The organism is Streptomyces sp. DSM 40750, assembly GCF_024612035.1.
Lineage (GTDB): Bacteria > Actinomycetota > Actinomycetes > Streptomycetales > Streptomycetaceae > Streptomyces.
On sequence record NZ_CP102513.1, the window covers coordinates 7,307,611 to 7,326,793 of the forward strand.

The 19,183-nt window shown below is 68.7% G+C and carries 16 protein-coding genes; 10 read left to right on the forward strand and 6 right to left on the reverse strand.

Features of this window, described 5'->3' with window-relative positions; genetic code table 11:
• The first annotated feature begins 51 nt into the window (after window positions 1–51).
• Window positions 52–2,484: a galactose oxidase early set domain-containing protein gene (locus tag JIX55_RS32635; protein ID WP_257569561.1), complete on the forward strand. Its 2,433-nt coding sequence runs from the start codon at window positions 52–54 to the stop codon at window positions 2,482–2,484.
• Between the two features lie 269 nt (window positions 2,485–2,753).
• Here JIX55_RS32635 and JIX55_RS32640 read toward each other — a convergent pair whose 3' ends face one another.
• Together JIX55_RS32640 and JIX55_RS32645 are read right to left on the reverse strand one after the other, a co-directional pair.
• Entirely contained in the window at window positions 2,754–3,167 is a 414-nt protein-coding gene (locus JIX55_RS32640; protein ID WP_257566807.1) for a hypothetical protein, read from the reverse strand.
• A 340-nt stretch (window positions 3,168–3,507) separates the two neighbouring features.
• Window positions 3,508–5,130: a glycosyltransferase family 2 protein gene (locus JIX55_RS32645; RefSeq protein ID WP_257566808.1), complete on the reverse strand. Its 1,623-nt coding sequence runs from the start codon at window positions 5,128–5,130 to the stop codon at window positions 3,508–3,510.
• Between the two features lie 559 nt (window positions 5,131–5,689).
• Between JIX55_RS32645 and JIX55_RS32650 the strand changes: the two genes are divergently transcribed.
• The 3 genes from JIX55_RS32650 to JIX55_RS32660 all read left to right on the forward strand — a co-directional run bounded on the left by JIX55_RS32650 (window position 5,690) and on the right by JIX55_RS32660 (window position 8,047).
• Window positions 5,690–6,544: a group II intron maturase-specific domain-containing protein gene (locus JIX55_RS32650; RefSeq protein ID WP_257566809.1), complete on the forward strand. Its 855-nt coding sequence runs from the start codon at window positions 5,690–5,692 to the stop codon at window positions 6,542–6,544.
• A gap of 633 nt (window positions 6,545–7,177) precedes the next feature.
• Window positions 7,178–7,390 carry a hypothetical protein gene (locus JIX55_RS32655; protein ID WP_257566810.1) on the forward strand — a complete coding sequence of 71 codons (213 nt, stop codon included), beginning with the start codon at window positions 7,178–7,180 and terminating at the stop codon, window positions 7,388–7,390.
• A 285-nt stretch (window positions 7,391–7,675) separates the two neighbouring features.
• The gene (locus JIX55_RS32660; protein WP_257566811.1) at window positions 7,676–8,047 is read left to right on the forward strand and encodes an iron chaperone; all 372 of its coding nucleotides are present in this window, start codon (window positions 7,676–7,678) and stop codon (window positions 8,045–8,047) included.
• Between the two features lie 127 nt (window positions 8,048–8,174).
• Here JIX55_RS32660 and JIX55_RS32665 read toward each other — a convergent pair whose 3' ends face one another.
• The 4 genes from JIX55_RS32665 to trhA form a co-directional block, all read right to left on the reverse strand.
• Window positions 8,175–8,900, reverse strand: a complete 726-nt coding sequence (locus JIX55_RS32665) for a Mut7-C ubiquitin/RNAse domain-containing protein (protein WP_257566812.1) — start codon at window positions 8,898–8,900, stop codon at window positions 8,175–8,177.
• A 33-nt stretch (window positions 8,901–8,933) separates the two neighbouring features.
• The gene (locus JIX55_RS32670) at window positions 8,934–9,563 is read right to left on the reverse strand and encodes a TetR/AcrR family transcriptional regulator (protein WP_257566813.1); all 630 of its coding nucleotides are present in this window, start codon (window positions 9,561–9,563) and stop codon (window positions 8,934–8,936) included.
• Window positions 9,564–9,567: 4 nt separating this feature from the next.
• Window positions 9,568–11,142, reverse strand: a complete 1,575-nt coding sequence (locus JIX55_RS32675; protein ID WP_257566814.1) for a DHA2 family efflux MFS transporter permease subunit — start codon at window positions 11,140–11,142, stop codon at window positions 9,568–9,570.
• A gap of 135 nt (window positions 11,143–11,277) precedes the next feature.
• Window positions 11,278–12,015: a PAQR family membrane homeostasis protein TrhA gene (trhA, locus tag JIX55_RS32680; protein ID WP_257566815.1), complete on the reverse strand. Its 738-nt coding sequence runs from the start codon at window positions 12,013–12,015 to the stop codon at window positions 11,278–11,280.
• A 349-nt stretch (window positions 12,016–12,364) separates the two neighbouring features.
• On the opposite strand from trhA, the gene JIX55_RS32685 reads away from it, so the two are divergent.
• The 6 genes from JIX55_RS32685 (at window position 12,365) to JIX55_RS32710 (ending at window position 19,004) form a co-directional block, all read left to right on the forward strand.
• Complete coding sequence (locus JIX55_RS32685) at window positions 12,365–14,191, forward strand: phosphoenolpyruvate carboxykinase (GTP) (RefSeq protein ID WP_257566816.1); 1,827 nt, start codon at window positions 12,365–12,367, stop codon at window positions 14,189–14,191.
• A gap of 313 nt (window positions 14,192–14,504) precedes the next feature.
• Window positions 14,505–15,494, forward strand: a complete 990-nt coding sequence (locus JIX55_RS32690) for a serine/threonine-protein kinase (RefSeq protein WP_257566817.1) — start codon at window positions 14,505–14,507, stop codon at window positions 15,492–15,494.
• Window positions 15,481–16,071: a hypothetical protein gene (locus JIX55_RS32695; RefSeq protein WP_306820052.1), complete on the forward strand. Its 591-nt coding sequence runs from the start codon at window positions 15,481–15,483 to the stop codon at window positions 16,069–16,071. The genes JIX55_RS32690 and JIX55_RS32695 overlap by 14 nt, the downstream gene beginning before the upstream one ends.
• A gap of 177 nt (window positions 16,072–16,248) precedes the next feature.
• Window positions 16,249–17,385 carry a hypothetical protein gene (locus JIX55_RS32700; RefSeq protein ID WP_257566819.1) on the forward strand — a complete coding sequence of 379 codons (1,137 nt, stop codon included), beginning with the start codon at window positions 16,249–16,251 and terminating at the stop codon, window positions 17,383–17,385.
• 67 nt (window positions 17,386–17,452) lie between these two features.
• Window positions 17,453–18,214 carry a vWA domain-containing protein gene (locus JIX55_RS32705; RefSeq protein ID WP_257566820.1) on the forward strand — a complete coding sequence of 254 codons (762 nt, stop codon included), beginning with the start codon at window positions 17,453–17,455 and terminating at the stop codon, window positions 18,212–18,214.
• A 1-nt stretch (window position 18,215) separates the two neighbouring features.
• Window positions 18,216–19,004, forward strand: coding sequence for a PP2C family serine/threonine-protein phosphatase (locus tag JIX55_RS32710; protein ID WP_257566821.1), 789 nt, complete (start codon window positions 18,216–18,218; stop codon window positions 19,002–19,004).
• Window positions 19,005–19,183: the final 179 nt, after the last annotated feature.

Below are 19,183 nucleotides of genomic sequence, written 5' to 3' on the forward strand. Positions count from 1 at the left end.
CACTGGAAGATCCGTCCGAAGAACCGTGCGAAGATCCGTTTGAAGATCCACTTGAAGAGCAGGGTCAGACCAGTCAGACCCAGACGCAGAACAGCCCTGCTGGCGGTCGGAGCACTCGCCTCCGGCCTCCTCCTGATCGCACCCCAACCCGCGTCAGCCGCCAACCTCGTCCAGAACCCCGGCTTCGAGACCGCCGGTACGGGCGACATGCCGTACTGCTGGGAGAAGTCCGGCTGGGGCGACAACGACTTCACCTTCACCACGGTGGCGGACGCCCACTCCGGCAGCAAGGCCATGAAGGTCGAGCTGACCCGCAGGGTCTCCGGCGACCGCAAGGCCCTGATCACCGAGTCGGCGGCCTGCGCGCCGACCGTCTCGGTGGGCAAGCAGTACGACCTGGGCCTCTGGTACAAGTCGACGACCCCGGACACGTCCCTCACGCTCTTCCGGCACGACACCACGGCCGGCTGGCAGTACTGGACCGACCTCAAGACGCTGGAGATGGCGGCCGGTTGGACCGAGGCGACGGTCCGCACTCCCGAGATCCCGGCGGGCACCGACCGGATCACCTGGGGCGTCTCCGTCTACGGCACCGGCTCCGTCACCACCGACGACTACACGATGGACCAGGTCGCCGACCCCGTCCCCGAACCCGACTGCACGGGCACGGCCGAGGAGTGCCAGAACGGCCGCTGGGACGTCCTGCCCACGCAGAACCCCGTCCGCTCCATGCACTCCGTCGTCCTCAACAACGGCAAGGTGCTGCTGATCGCCGGCTCCGGCAACAGCGAGCAGATGTTCGAGGCGGGCACGTTCACCTCCGCGGTGTACGACCCGAAGAACGGCACGTACAAGCAGATCCCCACGCCGGACGACATGTTCTGCGCAGGCCACGTCCAACTGGATGACGGACGTGTGCTGGTGATGAGCGGCAACAAGGCGTACCCGGCGGCCGACGGCTCGCACGGCTACGAGGGCTACAAGGACTCGTACGTCTTCGACCCGGTCACGGAGACATACACGAAAACGAACGACATGAACGACGGCCACTGGTACCCGTCGGCGACGATCCTCGGCAACGGTGACGTCATCTCGTTCGGCGGCCTCCGCGAGGACTCCACGGGTTCGGTGACGGCCGAGCTGTGGTCGGACGCCGAGCAGAAGTGGCTGGAGCTCTGGAAGGTCAACCAGACCTGGTCGTACTGGGGTCTGTACCCGTCGATGATCCTCATGCAGGACGGCCGCCTCTTCTACTCCGGCAGCCATGTCTTCGGCAACAACATCCCCGGCACCGGCTCCGCGATCTACGACTACGGCGCCAACACGATCACTCAGGTCCCCGGCCTCCAGAACAAGGACGAGCGCGACCAGTCCGCGAGCGTGCTGCTGCCCCCGGCCCAGGACCAGAAGGTCCTGACGATCGGCGGCGGCAACATCGAGTCCAACCCCGAGGCCAACCGCCTGACGGACGTCATCGACCTGAAGACCCCCAACCCGCAGTACGTGGCGGGCCCGCCCATCCCGCAGGGCACCGTGGACCTGGGCAACGGGAAGATCGCCCAGACGGGCAACCAGGGCAAGATGTACGTCTCGGCAGTGCTGCTGCCCGACGGCAAGGTCCTGGAGACGGGCGGCGCCCTGCACAACCGTGCCGACCCGGTCTACGAGACGTCGATCTACGACCCGGCCACCAACACCTTCGACCCGGTGGCGACGGACCCGGAGGAGCGCGGCTACCACTCCTCGGCCTTCCTCCTCCCCGACGGCCGCGTCATGACCACGGGCGACAACCCCGGCAACGGCAGCTGGAACCACGACGTGTCCATCTACACCCCGCCGTACCTGCTGAAGGGCGACCGCCCGAAGATCACATCGCTGATCGACAAGGAGTGGGTGTACGGCGACACGCAGCGCATCACGGTGGACCGGCCGATCGCGAAGGCGGAACTGATCCGTCCGGCAGCGGTCACCCACTCCTCCGACCCGAACCAGCGCTTCGTGGACCTGCCGCTGTCGGTCGACGGCAACAACGTCGACCTGAACGTGACGAGCAACCCCAACCTGGCCCCGCCCGGCTGGTACATGCTCTTCGCGGTGGACGCCAACGGCGTCCCGTCGGTGGCGGAATGGGTCCACCTCCAGGGCCCGTCGGCCTTGGCGGAAGCCTCCGGCGAGGCCCCCTCGGCCCACGTCCACGACTTCGCGGACGCCCCGAAGGGCAAGACCACCGGCCCGGGGAAGAAGACCAAGTCCAAGAAGGTCAGCCCCACCATCTCCGGCTGCGACCGCCACTACGGCTCGGCGAACGTCTGCGTCCCGACGACCTTCCCGGAGGAGGTCAAGAAGACGACGGCGTCGCGGTGCGAGTGGCTGAAGGAGAACAACTACGGCCGCTTGAAGGTCAACGGCAAGGACGATCCGCTGAAGCTGGACCGCAACAGGGACGGTCTGGCGTGTGGGAAGGCGGATGTGAGGCGAACCTAGGGACGCGGGGCACCGCGCGACCAGCCACATACGGCGCGCGGTGACCCCCTGACCGAACTCCTCAACGACACACACCACTCCAGTGCCACGGCCCCGTACCCGGCGGTTCTCCATCGGGTACGGGGCCGCGGCCTGACCTGACCTGACCTGACCTGACCTGATCTGACCTGCCCTGATCTGACCTGACTTTGGTCAGCTCGGTGTCCGTGGCGTGTCCGCCGGTACGAGTCAGCCGTAGCGGTACGGCGAGACGGTCCGCCACACCTCGTCTACGCCTGGATCCACCGCCCCAGCGCCTCGACCGTGTCCTCCGGCGACGAGTTGAAGCACAGCCGGATCCCGGGCGTCGCCTCGGTGAGGACATTGACCAGCCGCTCGAACAGCAGGGTGTTCTCCGGCAGCATCCGTACGCCACCGCCGATCATCGCCAAGCCGAACGCGTGCTCCTGGAGCTGCTCCCGGACGGCCGCCTCAGCGCGGTCCGGAGACGTGTCGATCAGACACGGAACAACATCGAACCCCGCTTCACGCAGCACCGCGTTCGCCGCCTCGATCCGGGCAGTGAACACCGCCTCGTCGACACCGTCGGGCATCCGGCTGTAGTCGAGCGCACTCGGATGCAGACCGATGGACAGCACCTTCGTGTTGCCCGGCAGCGGAGTCGAGGTCGTCGGTCGGCCCATGGGCGGTGTCCTCTCTGCTCACGTCACGGTGATCTCCTCGGTGTATCACGGAAGTTGGGCAGAGGGCCCGCTCGGTTCGAATTCGGAATCCCGCCCGCCGCGGGGTCACAAAACGGATTCACCTCCTCCGGACGCACCACTCCAGCGGTACGGCCCCGTACTTGGCGGTTGTCCGTCAGGTACGGGCCCGTGGCCTGACCCGACTTGTGGCGGTTACGCGCGTCGGACGATGTGCGCGGCCCCGGGCGAGGCTTGAACGGGTTGACGACAGTCCGGCGCGGCCGGCGGTACTGGGTGGCCGTCATCCGCTTGTCTGCCCGGTCCGCCCACAGTTGTACGGCTACGGTGTGCTGCTGGCGCCGCGTCGGGAGCGTTGCACGCCGTACCAGCCGCGGGTCACGAAGCCGCTGAGCAGGAAGATGTTGAGCCCGGCCCAGTACAGGGTGGCGGCCATCGGCCAGAATCCGGGGAGCGTGCCAGCCGATACGGCGTAGATCGCGAAGGCCACGGTGAGCACGACGACCCCGGTCTGCGGCAAGGTGAGGAGCCAATGCCAGCGCCGCGGGTCGGTCATCTTGCGCGTGACCTGGTACACCGGCTTGCGGTTCGGTCCGCTGAGGACTGCCTGCGCCGCTGCCTTCATATAGATCGGGGCCAGGCCAGCAACCATGATTCGCTGGCGCCACAGGGCAGCCACCGGCCGCCGTTGCCGCCGTCTGCGGTCGTTGAACGGATGGTTGAGGGTCAGCAGCCAGATCTCGGTGATCACGACGAGGGGCAGCAGGTGCTCGGCGTAGGCGGCGTCACTGGCGTCCAGCGGCGTCCAGCCCAGCAGCGAGAACGCCACACTCGGGACGTAGACCAGAAGAGTGAAGGCGTTGAGGTAGAAGAGCAGCATCTCGGTGAAGTGCAGGCGCTGTCGCAGCCCGAGGCCCTGCTTCCCTCCCCAGACCATCAGGCGCACGGTATCGATCGCCCAGGTGCCCCGCTGCTTGTAAAAACTGGGAATGTCCTCGGGGCAGTGCTGCCCGACCGCCCCGACGATCGGCAGATACAGTCCCCGCCAACCCCGGCGCAGCGCCTCCACCCCGGACTGGACGTCCTCGACGAGGTTCCAAGTCGGGAAGTCGCCGATCTCGCGCAGCGCCGACCGTCGCCATACCAGCCCGGATCCACAAGGAAAGACGGCGTTGGCGGCGTTCCTGGCGAGCATCTGGCCGCGGAAGAACATCGTTTCGCGGTTGTTGAAGGGGTCGCCCGCACTGACCTGGGCCTCCTTGATCGTCTGCACGAAGGCCAGGTGGTCATCGGCGAGGAGCTGTCCCACCGTCTCGCGCAGAAAGGCGTGGGAGCCGACCTCATCGTCGGCGTCCCGGGTCTCGATGTAGGCGAGGTCAGGGTGCTGGCGGTCCAGCAGCGCGAGCGCGGAGTTGAGGTTCCCGGCCTTCGCCACACCGTCGCGTCCTGGCGCGAAGCGCGGCGGCGGGGCGTGGTAGACGACCGGCAACTCAGCTACCGCGGCAGCGAGCTCCGGATCGTGGCCGTCGTCGCTGACCACGACGGCCATACGGTCGGCGGGCCAGTCCTGCTCCAGCACGGAGATGACGCTGCGAAGGATCATCGGGACCGGCTCCCCACAGGTCGTGACGATCACTCCGACATGCGGTTCGTCCCCCTGTCCGACCCGCCGTCGCACCGGAACGCTGCGCGACCAGGCGTTCGAGACCACCAGGACGGTGTACATGATCGAGAACACATTCGCCACAGCGAACGGCCAAGCAAGCCAGGGGTATCGCTCGTTGAGCGACATGAGCATCCACGGTGAGTAAAACAGCAGTGTGGCCAGCATCAACAGGCCCGCCAGCCGGATGCGTGCCTGGCCGGCGCGATGCGGAAAGTCGTCACCGTGGGCACGTGCCGCCACGGCGATGGGCGCCGAGGGCGCAGGCTTGATCGCCGTCACAGCGCCCCCAGACCGAGCTGGTCCGCGCACTGACACTTCGCGCAGACGAACCGACAGGCCATCTTCCGCGGCAGTTCGGCGCCGCAGCGAGCGAGCGGCTGAGCCGACGATAGCCCCCCAGCCCTCGACACTTCAGCGCCTGCGTTTGAGGTAACAGGAAAGGTCATCGCTATCTCCTCCAGCAACGACTGAGAGGGGGGCGCAAACGCCTGAGAGGGGGGCACACATGCCGCGTCCACGGTCTCGGGGAACCGCCGCGAGAGACCCCGTCCCGACGGGAGGGGATCCGCCACGCCCCGTGTCACGGCGACGGCAACGCCATCCGTCGATCTCGACCGAGTGGTGCCCGCCCGGCCCCGGAATCAGCACGTCTCGGCTCCGCCACCTCGCGCATCGAGCGCTGGTCCAGTCACTCCCATCCAGCATCACGCTCATCAGCCGAATGTGCATCCGGAGCCAAACCGGCCACATAAATCAGGAAGTTATACCGGCGCCTACATGTTCACATTCACCGCTCCTGCCCCTTCCCATCAATCTTCTGCCGAGGGGAGGTGACCCCATGCCAAAGAACACCGGGAACGACGAAGATAAGCGTTTGGCGCTCACCGCCATCAGCAATATGGGTGCCGTGCTGGTCACGGTGGCAACGGCAACCTTGGCCCTAAGTGCAACCTTCCCGGGAGATCTTTATAGCGGCCAGTCGCGCTCCTTTCTTTGGACGGGGTGGATCCTCCTTCTAGCTTCACTCTTGATGGGCCTACTTGCACTGGGACAGCAAATCAATCTCCTCTCCGAATCCAAATTGCGGCCGCGCGGCGGGCTGCTCGAGTATTTCTCCTTACTGCAACTCCTGTCAGTGCTGGTGGGGTTGGTATTTCTCGCTTCCTTCGCCTTTGGCAATGTGACGGCAAAAGTGCCAGAAAGGCGCAAACGGCCGATCATCATTTCAGAGACGATGTATTGCCCTGCCAGCAGCGACGAGAAGCGCCGCAAGACCGGCACGGGGAACGTCGTCCTGGTCAGCGGCCCGGCCCAGCGGGCCGAGGCCCTGCGCGAGCAGATCGCCGACGTCCTGGCCCCGCTCGGACTGCGACTCTCCGCCGAGAAGACCCGCGTGGTCCACATCGACGACGGCTTCGACTTTCTCGGCCACCACATCCGCCGCCAGCGGAAACGTGGCACGAACAAGCGATACGTCTACACCCGGCCCTCCAAGAAGGCCGTCCAGGCCATCAAGGACCAGGTCTCGGAGCGGACCTACAGAAACACCCAGAACCAGAGTCTGACCCAGCTCCTGACCGGGCTGAACCGGACCCTGAGAGGGTGGGCGTACTACTTCCACCACGGCTCGGCGAAGCGGACCTTCAACACGGTCGACCACCACACATGGCAGGCAGTTGAAGAGATTCTGTGACCAGGGGTGGCGGTTCGCCGACGGCGAGATCGCGTTCCTCGGCGCATCCAGCGTCATGATCGAACGCTATCGCTATCGCTACCGCGGAGCACGTATCCCGACTCCGTGGACCATCGAACCGGCAGCCGGAACAGGCTGGCCGCAGGGCAAGACACGTGGAGAGCCGGATGCGTGGAGACACGCACGTCCGGTTCGGGTCGGCGGCTCGGGGAAACGGAACGACGGCAACGTCGTCACCGCGCCCGAGCCGACCGCACCGGGACAGGTGTGGGGTAAGCCTCCCAGGAATGCACAGGTCATCGTTTTGCCCGGTCAGGTCAGATGCGGTTACGCGATCTTCCAAACTGCGGAGCAGCCTCTACCATCGACTCATGACGTCACATCAGGCGGATGCCGCGTAGGTCCCCGCGCGAGGTGAGGGGCACCGTGCCCGATGGGCAAAGCGATGGTGCGGTGAGCACGCTGCTCATCAGTGCGTGTCCTGGGCCGCCGGCGTGTGCTGCCGTTCACACGTACCTCTTCGTCGATGGCCTCGACGTGGTCGCGCGCAGTGACAGCAGAATGGCCGGCCTCGGTCCGAGGCGACTGCTCCGCCCCGGCGGACCGCTCTACCCGAGGGATATGCCGTGCACGGTGGATGTGGCAACCCAGGAGCAGCCCGAGCCAGGGCCGGACAGGCTGACCATCCGGGTCCGGCTCCGGGGGCAGACGGTCGTCTGGTCCGACCTGACGTACCCGGGCCTTGATGGCAGGCCCATCGAGGAGGTTCGTTTCCGCCTGGAGCAGTACCTGGGCGAGGTCGAGCGAGCATACGCGGCGTTGAAGCGCCACCCCTGCAGTCAGTAGTTCGGGACGAAGCGGTCGCGCCAGATCCGTGCCGGATCGTGTGGCTGCGGCGATGACTGCTGCCAGAGCATCCGGACAGCAGATCATTCGCAGGGGCAGCCAGCAGGATTCCCAGCGTCACTGGCCCTCTATTGCTGAGGTTCACACGTGTCCGGCGGCTTGGCGGTGTGAGTGGGCACGCCACTTGGCCACTGGGTACTCGTGCCGGCCACGCTTACCTCAGGGAGCCGGCAGCGGGGCATTCCGTTGCCGGCCATGCGCGGTGGGCAGTGCCACACTGATGCCATGGGAAAGCCGCAGACGATCGATGAGTACATCGAGGGCTTCGCGGGGCAGGGCCGCGACGTGCTTGAGGAGGTACGGGTGCTGGCCCGTGAGGCGGTCCCCGCGGCGAGCGAGGCGATCAAGTGGGGCCAGCCCGCGTGGGTTCACCCGTCCGGGACGATCCTGTTCATGGTCAGCGGCCACGCGAGGCACGCGAACGTCGTGTTCACCCCCAGCACCCGCGAGGCGTTCGACGCCGACCTCGCCGACTTCGCGACCGGCAAGGGCTCGGTGAAGCTCCCGTACGGCCAGCCAGTGCCGAGCGACCTGCTGCGCCGGATGATCGCGTTCCGCGTGCGCGAGCACGAGGACGACGGCGTGCTGTGGATGTGACGGCCGTGGAGGCGAAGCGAGACTTCTGACGGAACGGGCGGCCGCTGTGAGCGCCGAGGCTGACACAGGGGGCGGTGCCGATGGCGGAGCCCGATGAGAGTGTGACCGCCATGGATCGGCTCCCGGCTCACCCCGTACGCATCCTCAACGCCTCCCGCACGATCGCCTCCAGCTGCTCGTGATGCGCGCCCTTCCAATAAGCCCGCCCACACTCACCACACTGCGCGAACACGTCGTACGACCGCTGCGTCCCGCCCTCCAACCGATCCGCGACCTCCTCCTTCGTCGCCGACTTCAGTTGCCCGTTGCAGGCGGTGCACCGAGTCCACGGCCGCAGCTCGGGCGCGAACCGGTCCAGCACATCCCGGAGTTGATCCTCCGGCTGCGTGCTGTAGATGTACGCCCCCGCCCACAACTCGCGCCGCCGCAGCAACCCCCGGTCCCGGCTCAGCATCACCCGCTGCTCGGCGGCGGAGAGCGCGGACAGCGCGGCGTCGCCGATGTCCGTGGACTCGTACGCCGTGTCCACCCCCAACAGCCGCAGCCGCCGCGCGAGCGTGCCGAGGTGGACGTCGAGGAGGAAGCGGAGCGGGGCGCCCGGCACCCGCTGAGGGCGTTCGACCGGACGTACGACCACCGACTCGCCGTCCGCCGGGATGTGCGACACCCGCACCTCACGGCCGTCGACGACCAGCTCGCCCACCTCCGTCAGCGGGACGCCCAGGGACTCGATGACATGGCCGAGCGTGGAGACCCCGTCGGTGGCGAGGGGGGTCGCGCCCCCACGGCGGCCTTGTGGGACGAACAGGGCCAGTTCGGGGGCGACTTCGACGTGGATCTCGGGTGCTTTCACCTGGTCAGGATGGCATGGGGGAGGGGTGAGGCCTCAGGGATTTTCCGGCCCGAGGCCGTGCTGGAGGGTGGTCAGGGTGCGGTCGACGAGTTCGGCGAAGTCGTCGCGGTGGTCGTTCTCGGCCCAGTAGAGGGACGTCTCCATCAGGCCGCCGATGAGGGACATCGCCCAGACCCTCACCTCCAGGCTGTCCGGGTCCCGGCCGGTGCGCTCGCCGATGGCGGTGCAGAGCATGCGGCCGGTGACCGACATGCTCTCCATCATCCGGGAGCGCACCGCGGGGACCTGGACCATCAGGTGGGTGCGTAGCCGGGCGACCTCCATGTCCTCCTCGATGCCCGTGCGGACGGCCTCGCGCATCACGTACCGGATGGTGTCCGGCCAGGGTTCGTCCGCGGGCCGGGCCCGCAGTTCCTCCAGGAGGATCGGGTCGTACTCGTCGGTGAGGACGATGTCCTCCTTGGTCGGGAAGTAGCGGAAGACGGTCGACGGTGACACCTCCGCCCGGTCGGCGATCTGCTCGATCGTCGTGGCGTCGTAGCCCTGCTCCTGGACCAGCGCGTACGTCGCGGCGCGGATCGCCTCGCGGGTCTTGATCTTCTTCCGTTCCCGGAGTCCGAGCGGGGGGCGGTCGGTGGGGGTGGTGGGGCGTGCGGCCGTCATGCGGTCATTGTCGGGCATCGGCCTTCGACGTGGCCAGGTCAGAGCCGGTGCTCCGCCCGCTGAGCCCGCTCCGGGCCGTCGGCGCGCTCGGCAGGAAGGCGGCGGCCAGCAGCGCGGCGACCAGGGCAGCGCCGCCGCACACCAGCAGGACGAGGGCCATGCCATGGACGTAGGAGCCGTTCGCGGACGTCAGGAGATCGGCTGAGCCCGCCCGTTCGGCGACGAGGTGCGCCGCGACCACCGAGTCCCCGGCGGTGTCGGCCGCCGACGTGGGCAGTCCGGTGACGTCGAGCCGGTCCTGGAAGACGCCCGCGAGCAAGCTGCCGAGCAGAGCGATGCCGATCGCGCCGCCGACCTGGCGGAGCGTCATCAGCAGGCCCGAGCCGCTGCCGGCCCGGTCGGTGGGCAGGGTGCCGAGGGCGCCGGACATCGCGGGCACGATCGAGAGGCCGAACCCGGCCCCGGCGAACGACAGCCACAGTGCTGTGAAGCCGTAGCCCGAGTCGACCGTCGTACGGCTGCCGAGGAACGCGGCGAAGGACAGCACCACCAGGCCCGCGCTGACCACGGCTCGGGCCCCGAACCGTTCGACGACGGGTTGCGCGGCCCGCGCGCCGACCAGCAGGCCGCCCATCAGCGGCAGCAGCCGTACGCCGGTGCCCAGGGCGTCATGGCCGAGGACGGCCTGGAGGTACGGGGGCAGGACGAACATCAGGCCGGACAGGACGAACATGACGAGGGTCGCGGCGAGCGCGTTGAAGAGGAATCCGCGGTGGGCGAGCAGGCCCATGTCCAGCATGGGGCGTACGGCCCGCCGCTCGCGCAGTACCAGCGCGGTGATCAGGAGCGCCGCCCCGGCGAGCATGCCCAGGACCAGCGGGTCGCCCCAGCCCCGGGTGGGTGCCTCGATGATCGCGTAGACGAGTGAGCCGAGGCCGGCCGCGGTGAGTGCGGTCGAGACGGTGTCGACCTTGGGAGAGGCCGGGTCACGGGTCTCGGGCAGGAGGAAGACGCAGGCGGCGATGCCGATCGCCGCCATCGGGATGTTGATGAGGAACACCGAGCCCCACCAGTAGTGGTTGAGGAGCCAGCCGCCGATGATCGGGCCGAGCGGCAGGCCGAGCGTGGAGCCCGCCGAGACGATGCCGACGGCCTTGGTGCGCTCGTCGGGTGCGAAGAGCGAGGGCAGTACCGACAGGGCGAGCGGTGTGACCAGTGCGGCCCCGACACCCATCACGGCACGGGCGACGACGACCGCGTTCACGTCCTGGGCCAGTGCCCCCACCACGGAACCGGCGAGGAAGATCCCGAGTCCGGTGATCAGCATCCGCCGTCGGCCGAACCGGTCGCCGAGCAGTCCGGCCGGCAGCATCAGCGCCGCGAAGACCACGATGTACGCATCCGCCATCAACTGCTGCTGACCTGTGGTGGCACCGAGCTGCTCGGCCATGGTGGGCAGCGCCACGTTGAGGATCGTCATGTCGAAGCCGAGCACCAGCATGCTCGCGACGAGGGCGCCGAGGGCCCACCAGCGGCGGGGGTCGGGCCGAGCGGAGGAAGCCTGAGTGACAGTAGCCATGAAATGAGAGTAACTCTCAAAATATAGCGACTGTCAATCGATCGCGCGTCCCGTCAGGTGTTCGGACATACGAAAATGGCCACGGCTCGGAAGCCGTGGCCAGGAAAGGGAGCGGGGGAGTGCTGCGGGGGAGTGCTATCCGTGCTGGTACGCCACCAGGGAGATCCCCACGTAGTGCACGACGAACGCGGCGAGGGTGAACGAGTGGAAGACCTCGTGGAAGCCGAACCAGCGCGGTGACGGGTCCGGGCGCTTGAGGCCGTAGATGACTCCGCCGGCGCTGTAGAGGAGGCCGCCGACGATCACCAGGACGAGGACGGCGATGCCGCCCGTGCGCATGAAGTCGGGCAGGAAGAAGACGGCCGCCCAGCCCATCGCGATGTAGCAGGGCGTGTAGAGCCAGCGCGGGGCGCCGACCCAGAACACCCGGAAGATGATCCCGGCGAGCGCGGCTGCCCAGATGCCCCACAGGAGCCACTGACCCTTGGCGCCCGGCAGGAGCAGCATCGTCAGCGGGGTGTAGGAGCCCGCGATGATCAGGAAGATGTTGGCGTGGTCCAGCCGGCGCAGGATGCCGTCCATGCGCGGGTTCCAGTTGCCCCGGTGGTACAGCGCGCTGACGCCGAACAGCAGACAGGCCGTGAGGGCGAAGATCCCGCAGGCGATGCGTCCGCGTGTGGAGTCCGCGAGGGCGGTGAGCACCAGGCCGGCGACGAGCACGGCCGGGAACATGCCGAGATGCAACCAGCCCCGGAGCTTGGGCTTGATCTCCTCGGTGATCTGGTGGGCGATCTGATGCGGCAGGGATCGCGCGTCGGGGTCGCGGCCGTCGGCCGCCGTCTCCGTGTGCGCGTCGGGGACGGGCGCTGTCATGTACTGCATCGTACCTACGGAACCGTAACTTACGGGACCGTGCGGGATGTTCCTGTTCTCGGAAGTGGCCATCGTCTCACGCGGAGCCCGGAATCGGGGATGCCCGGGCGATGTGCGGACACCCACGGTGAAGCGGCGGTGACGTACGGAAACCTCTCAGGTGGACGTTGTCGAGTGGTGATGGTCACGATGCTCACGTGTGAGGCCCTATGGACATATGGGCACTATCGTCGGATGATCAAATGAGTGCGGTCGACACCGGATGAGCGCCCAGAGATCCCCTCGTGAAGCATCCGGGTCGCAGCCCCCACGGGGCCTCCAACAAAAAATCCCTCATTTAGGAGCAATCGTGGCGCGCGACATCGCGGCTCCCCCCTCAATCGTCCCCACCACCCACCGAGAACTCGTGGCGTGGGTGAACGAGATCGCCGAACTGACCGAGCCGGACAACGTGGTCTGGTGCGACGGATCCGAGGCCGAGTACGAGCGCCTGTGCGGGGAGCTCGTCGAGAAGGGCACCTTCCGGAAACTCGACCCGATCAAGCGCCCGAACTCCTACTACGCGGCGTCCGACCCGACCGATGTCGCCCGGGTCGAAGATCGCACGTTCATCTGTTCGGAGAAGGAAGAGGACGCCGGCCCGACCAACCACTGGAAGGCTCCCGCCGAGATGTGGGACATCTTCCAGGGTGAGAAGGGCCTGTTCCGCGGCTCGATGCGCGGCCGCACGATGTACGTTGTCCCGTTCTGCATGGGGCCCCTGGGCTCCCCGCTCTCCGCCATCGGCGTCGAGATCACGGACTCCGCGTACGTCGCCGTCTCCATGCGCACGATGACCCGTATGGGGCAGCCGGTGCTGGAGGAGCTGGGCTCCGAGGGCTTCTTCGTGAAGGCCGTGCACACCCTCGGCGCCCCGCTGGAGCCCGGCGAGGACGATGTGCCGTGGCCCTGCAACAGCACCAAGTACATCTCCCACTTCCCCGAGAGCCGCGAGATCTGGTCGTACGGCTCCGGGTACGGCGGCAACGCGCTGCTCGGTAAGAAGTGCTACGCCCTGCGTATCGCCTCCGTCATGGCGCGTGACGAGGGCTGGCTCGCCGAGCACATGCTGATTCTCAAGCTGACCCCGCCGCAGGGTGAGCCGAAGTACGTGGCCGCCGCGTTCCCGTCGGCGTGCGGCAAGACGAACCTGGCGATGCTGGAGCCGACCGTCCGTGGCTGGACCGTCGAGACGATCGGCGACGACATCGCGTGGATGCGCTTCGGCGAGGACGGCCGTCTGTACGCCATCAATCCCGAGGCCGGTTTCTTCGGCGTCGCGCCCGGTACCGGTGAGCACACCAACGCCAACGCGATGAAGACGCTGTGGGGCAACTCGGTCTTCACGAACGTCGCGCTGACGGACGACGGCGATGTGTGGTGGGAGGGGATGACGGAGGAGACTCCGGCCCACCTCACCGACTGGAAGGGCAACGACTGGACGCCGTCCGCCGAGGCGCCGGCCGCCCACCCGAACGCACGCTTCACGGTCCCCGCCTCCCAGTGCCCGATCATCGCGCCGGAGTGGGAGGACCCCAAGGGTGTCCCGATCTCGGCGATCCTGTTCGGCGGCCGTCGCGCCACGGCGGTTCCGCTGGTCACGGAGTCGTTCGACTGGAACCACGGTGTGTTCCTGGGTGCGAACGTGGCGTCCGAGAAGACCGCGGCGGCCGAGGGCAAGGTCGGCGAACTGCGTCGCGACCCCTTCGCGATGCTCCCCTTCTGCGGCTACAACATGGGCGACTACATGGGCCACTGGGTCGATGTCGCCAAGGGCAAGGACCAGTCCAAGCTGCCGAAGATCTACTACGTCAACTGGTTCCGCAAGAACGACGAGGGCAAGTTCGTCTGGCCCGGCTTCGGTGAGAACAGCCGCGTCCTGAAGTGGATCGTGGACCGGCTGGACGGCAAGGCGGAGGGTGTGGAGACCCCGATCGGCATCCTCCCGACCGTCGATGCCCTGGACACGGAGGGGTTGGACCTGTCCTCGTCCGAGCTGGACTTCCTGCTGACGGTCGACAAGGAGGTGTGGCGGGAGGAGGTCGCGCTCGTCCCCGAACACCTCAACACCTTCGGTGATCACACGCCGAAGGAACTGTGGGACGAGTACCGGGCGCTGGTGAGCCGCCTGGGCTGAGCCCTCCTCTGAATCTCCGCGGCCGGCCGGATATGGGTTGCCCTGACGGGCGACGTCTCTTCGGCCGGCTGCGGATTTCTTGTGCGCCGGGGAGTTCGGGGGGTTCGGTTGCCGGGCGGGTGCGGGTGGGTGGGGGCTGGTCGCGCAGTTCCCCGCGCCCCTGAAAAGCTGGGGCTGCGCCCCGTGCTTTTCGTTGTCAGCGGCGCGGGGAACCGCGCGAGCAGCCACGAACAGGGCGAAAAGGGCTACCGGGCACGGGATTTCAGGGGACACTCGGGACATCCGCACCGAACCCCGAAATGAGGTGACCGGGGTGCGCACACCCGTAAGTGACCCCATGAAGATCGGCCCGTACAAGATAGTCGGCCGCCTGGGCTCGGGCGGCATGGGCTGGGTCTATCTGGGCCGCTCCCCGGCCGGCCGTGAGGTCGCCGTGAAGGTCGCCCGCCCCGAACTGGCCGCCGAACCCGAGTTCCGCGAACGCTTCGCCCGCGAGGTGGCCGCCGCCCGCGTGGTCAGCGGCGCCTACACCGCCGCCGTGGTCGACGCGGATCCGACGGCCGAACTCCCCTGGCTGGCCACGCTGTACGTCCCCGGCCCCTCCCTCGCGGAAGCGGTCCGCGCCGACGGCCCCCTCCCCGAGGCCCAGGTCCGCCCCCTCGGTGCCGGCCTCGTCGAGGCGTTGCAGGCCATCCACGCCGCCCACGTCGTCCACCGCGACCTCAAGCCGGCGAACGTCCTGCTCGCCCAGGACGGCCCCCGCGTCATCGACTTCGGCATCTCCCGCGTGGACGGCGCCCCCGGCCTCACTCGTGTCGGCGTCGTCGTCGGCACCCCGCCGTTCATGTCGCCGGAACAGATCCGCGGGGACCGGGTCGGCCCGCCGAGCGACGTGTTCTCGCTGGGCGGGGTCCTGGTGTACGCGCTCACCGGCCGCCCACCGCACGGCAGCGGGGAAGGCGTGCGCGTCGAGGTCGTACGAGGAGAGCCCCGCCTCGACGGCGTACCGGCGGGGCTGCGGCCCCTCATCGCCCGCTGTCTGGCGAAGCGGCCCGAGGACCGGCCCCGACTCGCCGAGATCCTGGCCGAGTTGGTGGAGGAGGACGCGAGCGCCGAGGTGTGGCCGCCGCCGCAGGTGGCCCGGACCATCGAGGTGCGGTACGAGGAGCTGAAGGAGCGGCACCTGCGGCGTACGACGAGCGAGTCCGTGCCCTCCTGTCTGCTGCTGCACGCGCAGGCGCTGCTCGACGCCGGGCTGACCGACGCCATGGTCGCCGGGGCGGTGGTCCGTGACGGTGCCTGACTCCTCCCCGGGCCGCGACTCCTCCCCGGGCCGCGACTCCTCCCCGGGCCGCGACTCCTCCCTGGGCCGCGACTCGTACACGAGACGTGACTCGTACACGAGACGTGACTCCTCCTCCGGGCGTGACTCGTATCCGGGGCGCAACGCCGAGATCTACGACCTCGGCAGCCACTGGCGGCAGCTGGTGCAGAACTGGGTCGTCCGGCGGAATTACCACACGGTCCACGACACCGTCTCCGTATCCCTGCAATTCGATCTCCACGAGGCGGGGCGGACGGTCACGGTGAGATTCATGACCACCAAGAAACTCCTCGTCGCCTTCGCCACGGACGGGAATTTCCTTCGGCACGACCAACTCGCCCTCGCCGCCGCCGCGTCGAACGCGTGGAATACAGAACAACTGAACCCCATGCTTTCCGTGTGGGACGTACGCGGGCCGCGCCCCTGTCTCGCCGGAGTCTGCGATCTGCCGCTGACGTGCCGTATCACCCAGGCGGACTTCGACGCCCTGGCCAATGACTGGGTGGATCGGGCGCGGCAGATGTTCAGCCGTTGCCATCAGGTGTTCAAGTTGTAGAAGTGAAAAGCGTACTGATCGGAAGTCGGCGGAAGTAGTCGTAAGTACACCGGCGGAATTCGCCAAACCCTTCCGGTCGCCCGGCTGCCTGCTCCACTATTGGGTGGGCTTTTTCAGGGCCGCGGGGGCGTGCCTTTCAGGCCACGGGGGGTTGGTGCGATGGGTGCGATCGGGCGTTTGTCGTGTCTCGGAGTGCTCGTGGGGTTGCTGGTCGTCCTGGTGCCGGCGGGATCGTCGGTCGCGGTGGCCGACTCGTGCGCGGACGACCGGTTCACGGAACGGCTGAAGTGCTGGGCCGAGCGGATCCCCGACGGGCCCGTGGTGATCACCCTGCAGGGGGCGTTGAAGTACGAGGAGGTCGGGGAGGAGCAACGGCAGGCCATCGAGCGGCTCCGCGACGACACCCACCCGTTCGTGGTTCAGGTACCGAAGGACACGAGGACGGGCGAGGGCGGGACGGCGTTGCTCCTGCTCGCCGACGGACTGCTCGTCGACCGTGGTGCCACGATCGACCGGCTGCGGCCGAAGACACGGGCCGACCTGGAGGCACTCGGCCTCTGTGAAGAGAACCTGCTGTGCGGCGAGGTCGGCCCCAAGACGGGGTCGCACACCCTCCCCGGCAAGCAACTCCTCGACAAGGGCTTCGCCGCCGACCCCTCCACCAACACCTTCGCGGTCGAGCCCGTGGAGAACGACGTGGTTCCTGCCCCGTCGACGTCGTCCGGCAAGCCCGACGACAAGGCCGACAAGGACCGGGAGGGCCAGGACGGGGACGGCAAGGACCAGGGCGGCCAGGACCAGGACGGCACCGACAGAGCCGCCGACCGCAGCGGCTCCACCTGGACCGCCCTCTGGATGGGGCTCCTCCTCGCCCTGCTGCTCCTCGCCTTCGTGATCGTGATCCGGCGCTCCCGGGGCCCGGTGGCCGTGGGGCACCGGGCGGCGGTGTCGCCCGGCCGGGCGCTCGGCGGTCCCGCGCGGGCGGCGCCGGCCCACGCGGCGGCGCACGGCGGGGGCACGGGCGGGGACGAGCGCACCGCCCGGCTGCGGGTCGCGCCCGCGCCACGGCACGGGCGGCACGTCGGGGCCCGGCCGACGCACGCGCGGACCGCGGTCGTCCGCACCGAACTGCATCCGCAGGGCTATGTCGAACTCGACCGGGTGCTGCGCAGGGCCGTGTGGGCCGAGCCGGGGCGGCCGCCACCCGCGCCCGGCGGGCTCGTCGACGTCGCCGACGCCCGGGAACGCGACGCCGACGTCCTGTACGCCTTCCCGCCCACCGCCGCCCGGCACGCGAAGGGCACGCCCAGGTAAGTCCCGGGGACATCGAGCCGCAGCACCACCGGAACACCGAACGTCAGAAAAATCAGGGGGAACAGCGATGCACAGCGAATACCCGCCCACCCTGCCGGCGGAGTACGCCGACATCGAGTTCGAGAACAACGCCCAACGCATGCCGCTCGTGCTCTGCCTCGACACGTCCAGCTCGATGGCCGGCCAGCCGATCCAGACGCTCAACAACGCGCTCGCCGAGTGGACCCGGGAACTCCACGACGACGTGAGCCTCAGCTACAGCGTGGAGGTCGCCGTCGTCACCTTCGGCGGCCAGGGCGTGGGCGCCTGGCGCGGGCCCCAACTCCTCGACCCGCGCACCCGGACGAGCCCCTTCATACCCGCGCACGCCTTCCAGGCGCCGCAGCTCACGGCCGCCGGGGTCACGTTGATGACCGAGGCACTGGAGCTGGCCATGCACATCGTCGCGGCCCGCAAGAGCGAGCTGCGGGCGTCCGGGCTGCAGTACTACCGGCCGCAGATCTGCCTCGTCACGGACGGCCTGCCCACCGACCCGACCGGCCATCTCACCGACTCCTGGCACCGGCTGGTCCCCGTCCTCGCCGAGGAGCAGCGCGCCCGCCGGTTCCGGCTGTACGCCATCGGGGTCGGCGGGATCACGGACATGGGGGAGCAGGTGCTGCGGGCGTTCGCGCCGAAGTTCAACGCCCGGTTGCAGGGGTTCCCGTTCCGGGAGCTGCTCCAGATGATGTCCGCCAGCGCGGGCGCCGAGCAGAAGGGGGCGGGGGACGAGGTGTTCGAGAAGATCTTCAGCCAGTTCAAGACGCAACGCCCGGCCTGGGAGGCGTGAGTTGACCGCCGCCCCGCCCTGGCGCATCCACGGCCTGAGCGTCGAGGGCTACCGGCACCGGCGCCAGGGCCTGCCCTGCCAGGACGCCTGCGCCTACGCCACCACCTCGTCCGTCGCCGTGCTCGCCGTCGCCGACGGGGCGGGGAGCCGGCCCCGGTCGGAGGAGGGCGCGCGGCTCGCGGTGAAGCTCGCGGCGGAGCACTTCGCGCGGCGGGCCGGGGCGGCCGTGGAGGTGCGGCCGGGGGAGGCCGTGCACGAGTTGCTGCGGGACGCCCTGCACGACGTCAGCAAGGACTTCCTCGACCGGACCGGCGTCGACGCGCAGGACTTCGCCACGACGCTCACGGTGGTGGTGCTCGCGCCCGGCTGGATCGGGTACCTCACCGTGGGGGACGGCTTCGTCGTCGTACGGGCCGGGACGGAGGACGGGGAGCGGCAGTTCCATCTGCTGCCGCAGGCCGCGGCGGTCAGTGAGTACAGCAACGAGACGGTTTTCCTGACCTCGCCGGACGTGGCGCGCTGGACGCACACCGAGTGCGTGTCGGACGACGGGGTCGACGGGGTGCTGCTGTCCACGGACGGGCTCGCGCAGGCCATGCTCAACCGGCCGGCCGGGGGCGCCCAGTCCCCGAACCCGTCCTTCGCCGACGCCGTCTTCCGCTCCCTCGACGCCGCCGCCGAGGACGACCGGGACACCAACCTGGCCGCCCTCCTCCGTTCCGACCGCCTGACCGCCCTCAACGCCGACGACAAGACCCTGCTGCGAGCCGTACGCACGATCGGGAGATGAGCGGGGCGGACGGGTGACGGCCGGCGGGTGACGGTCGACGAGCACGGGGGATGACGGTACATGGCGGGACATGGTGGGTGGGGGCTGATGAGGGTGGGCGATGGCGGCTCGGGACCGGTGAGGGTGGGCGAAGACAGGTCGGGACCGGTGACCGGCGGCAACGGCCGGTCGGGACCGTT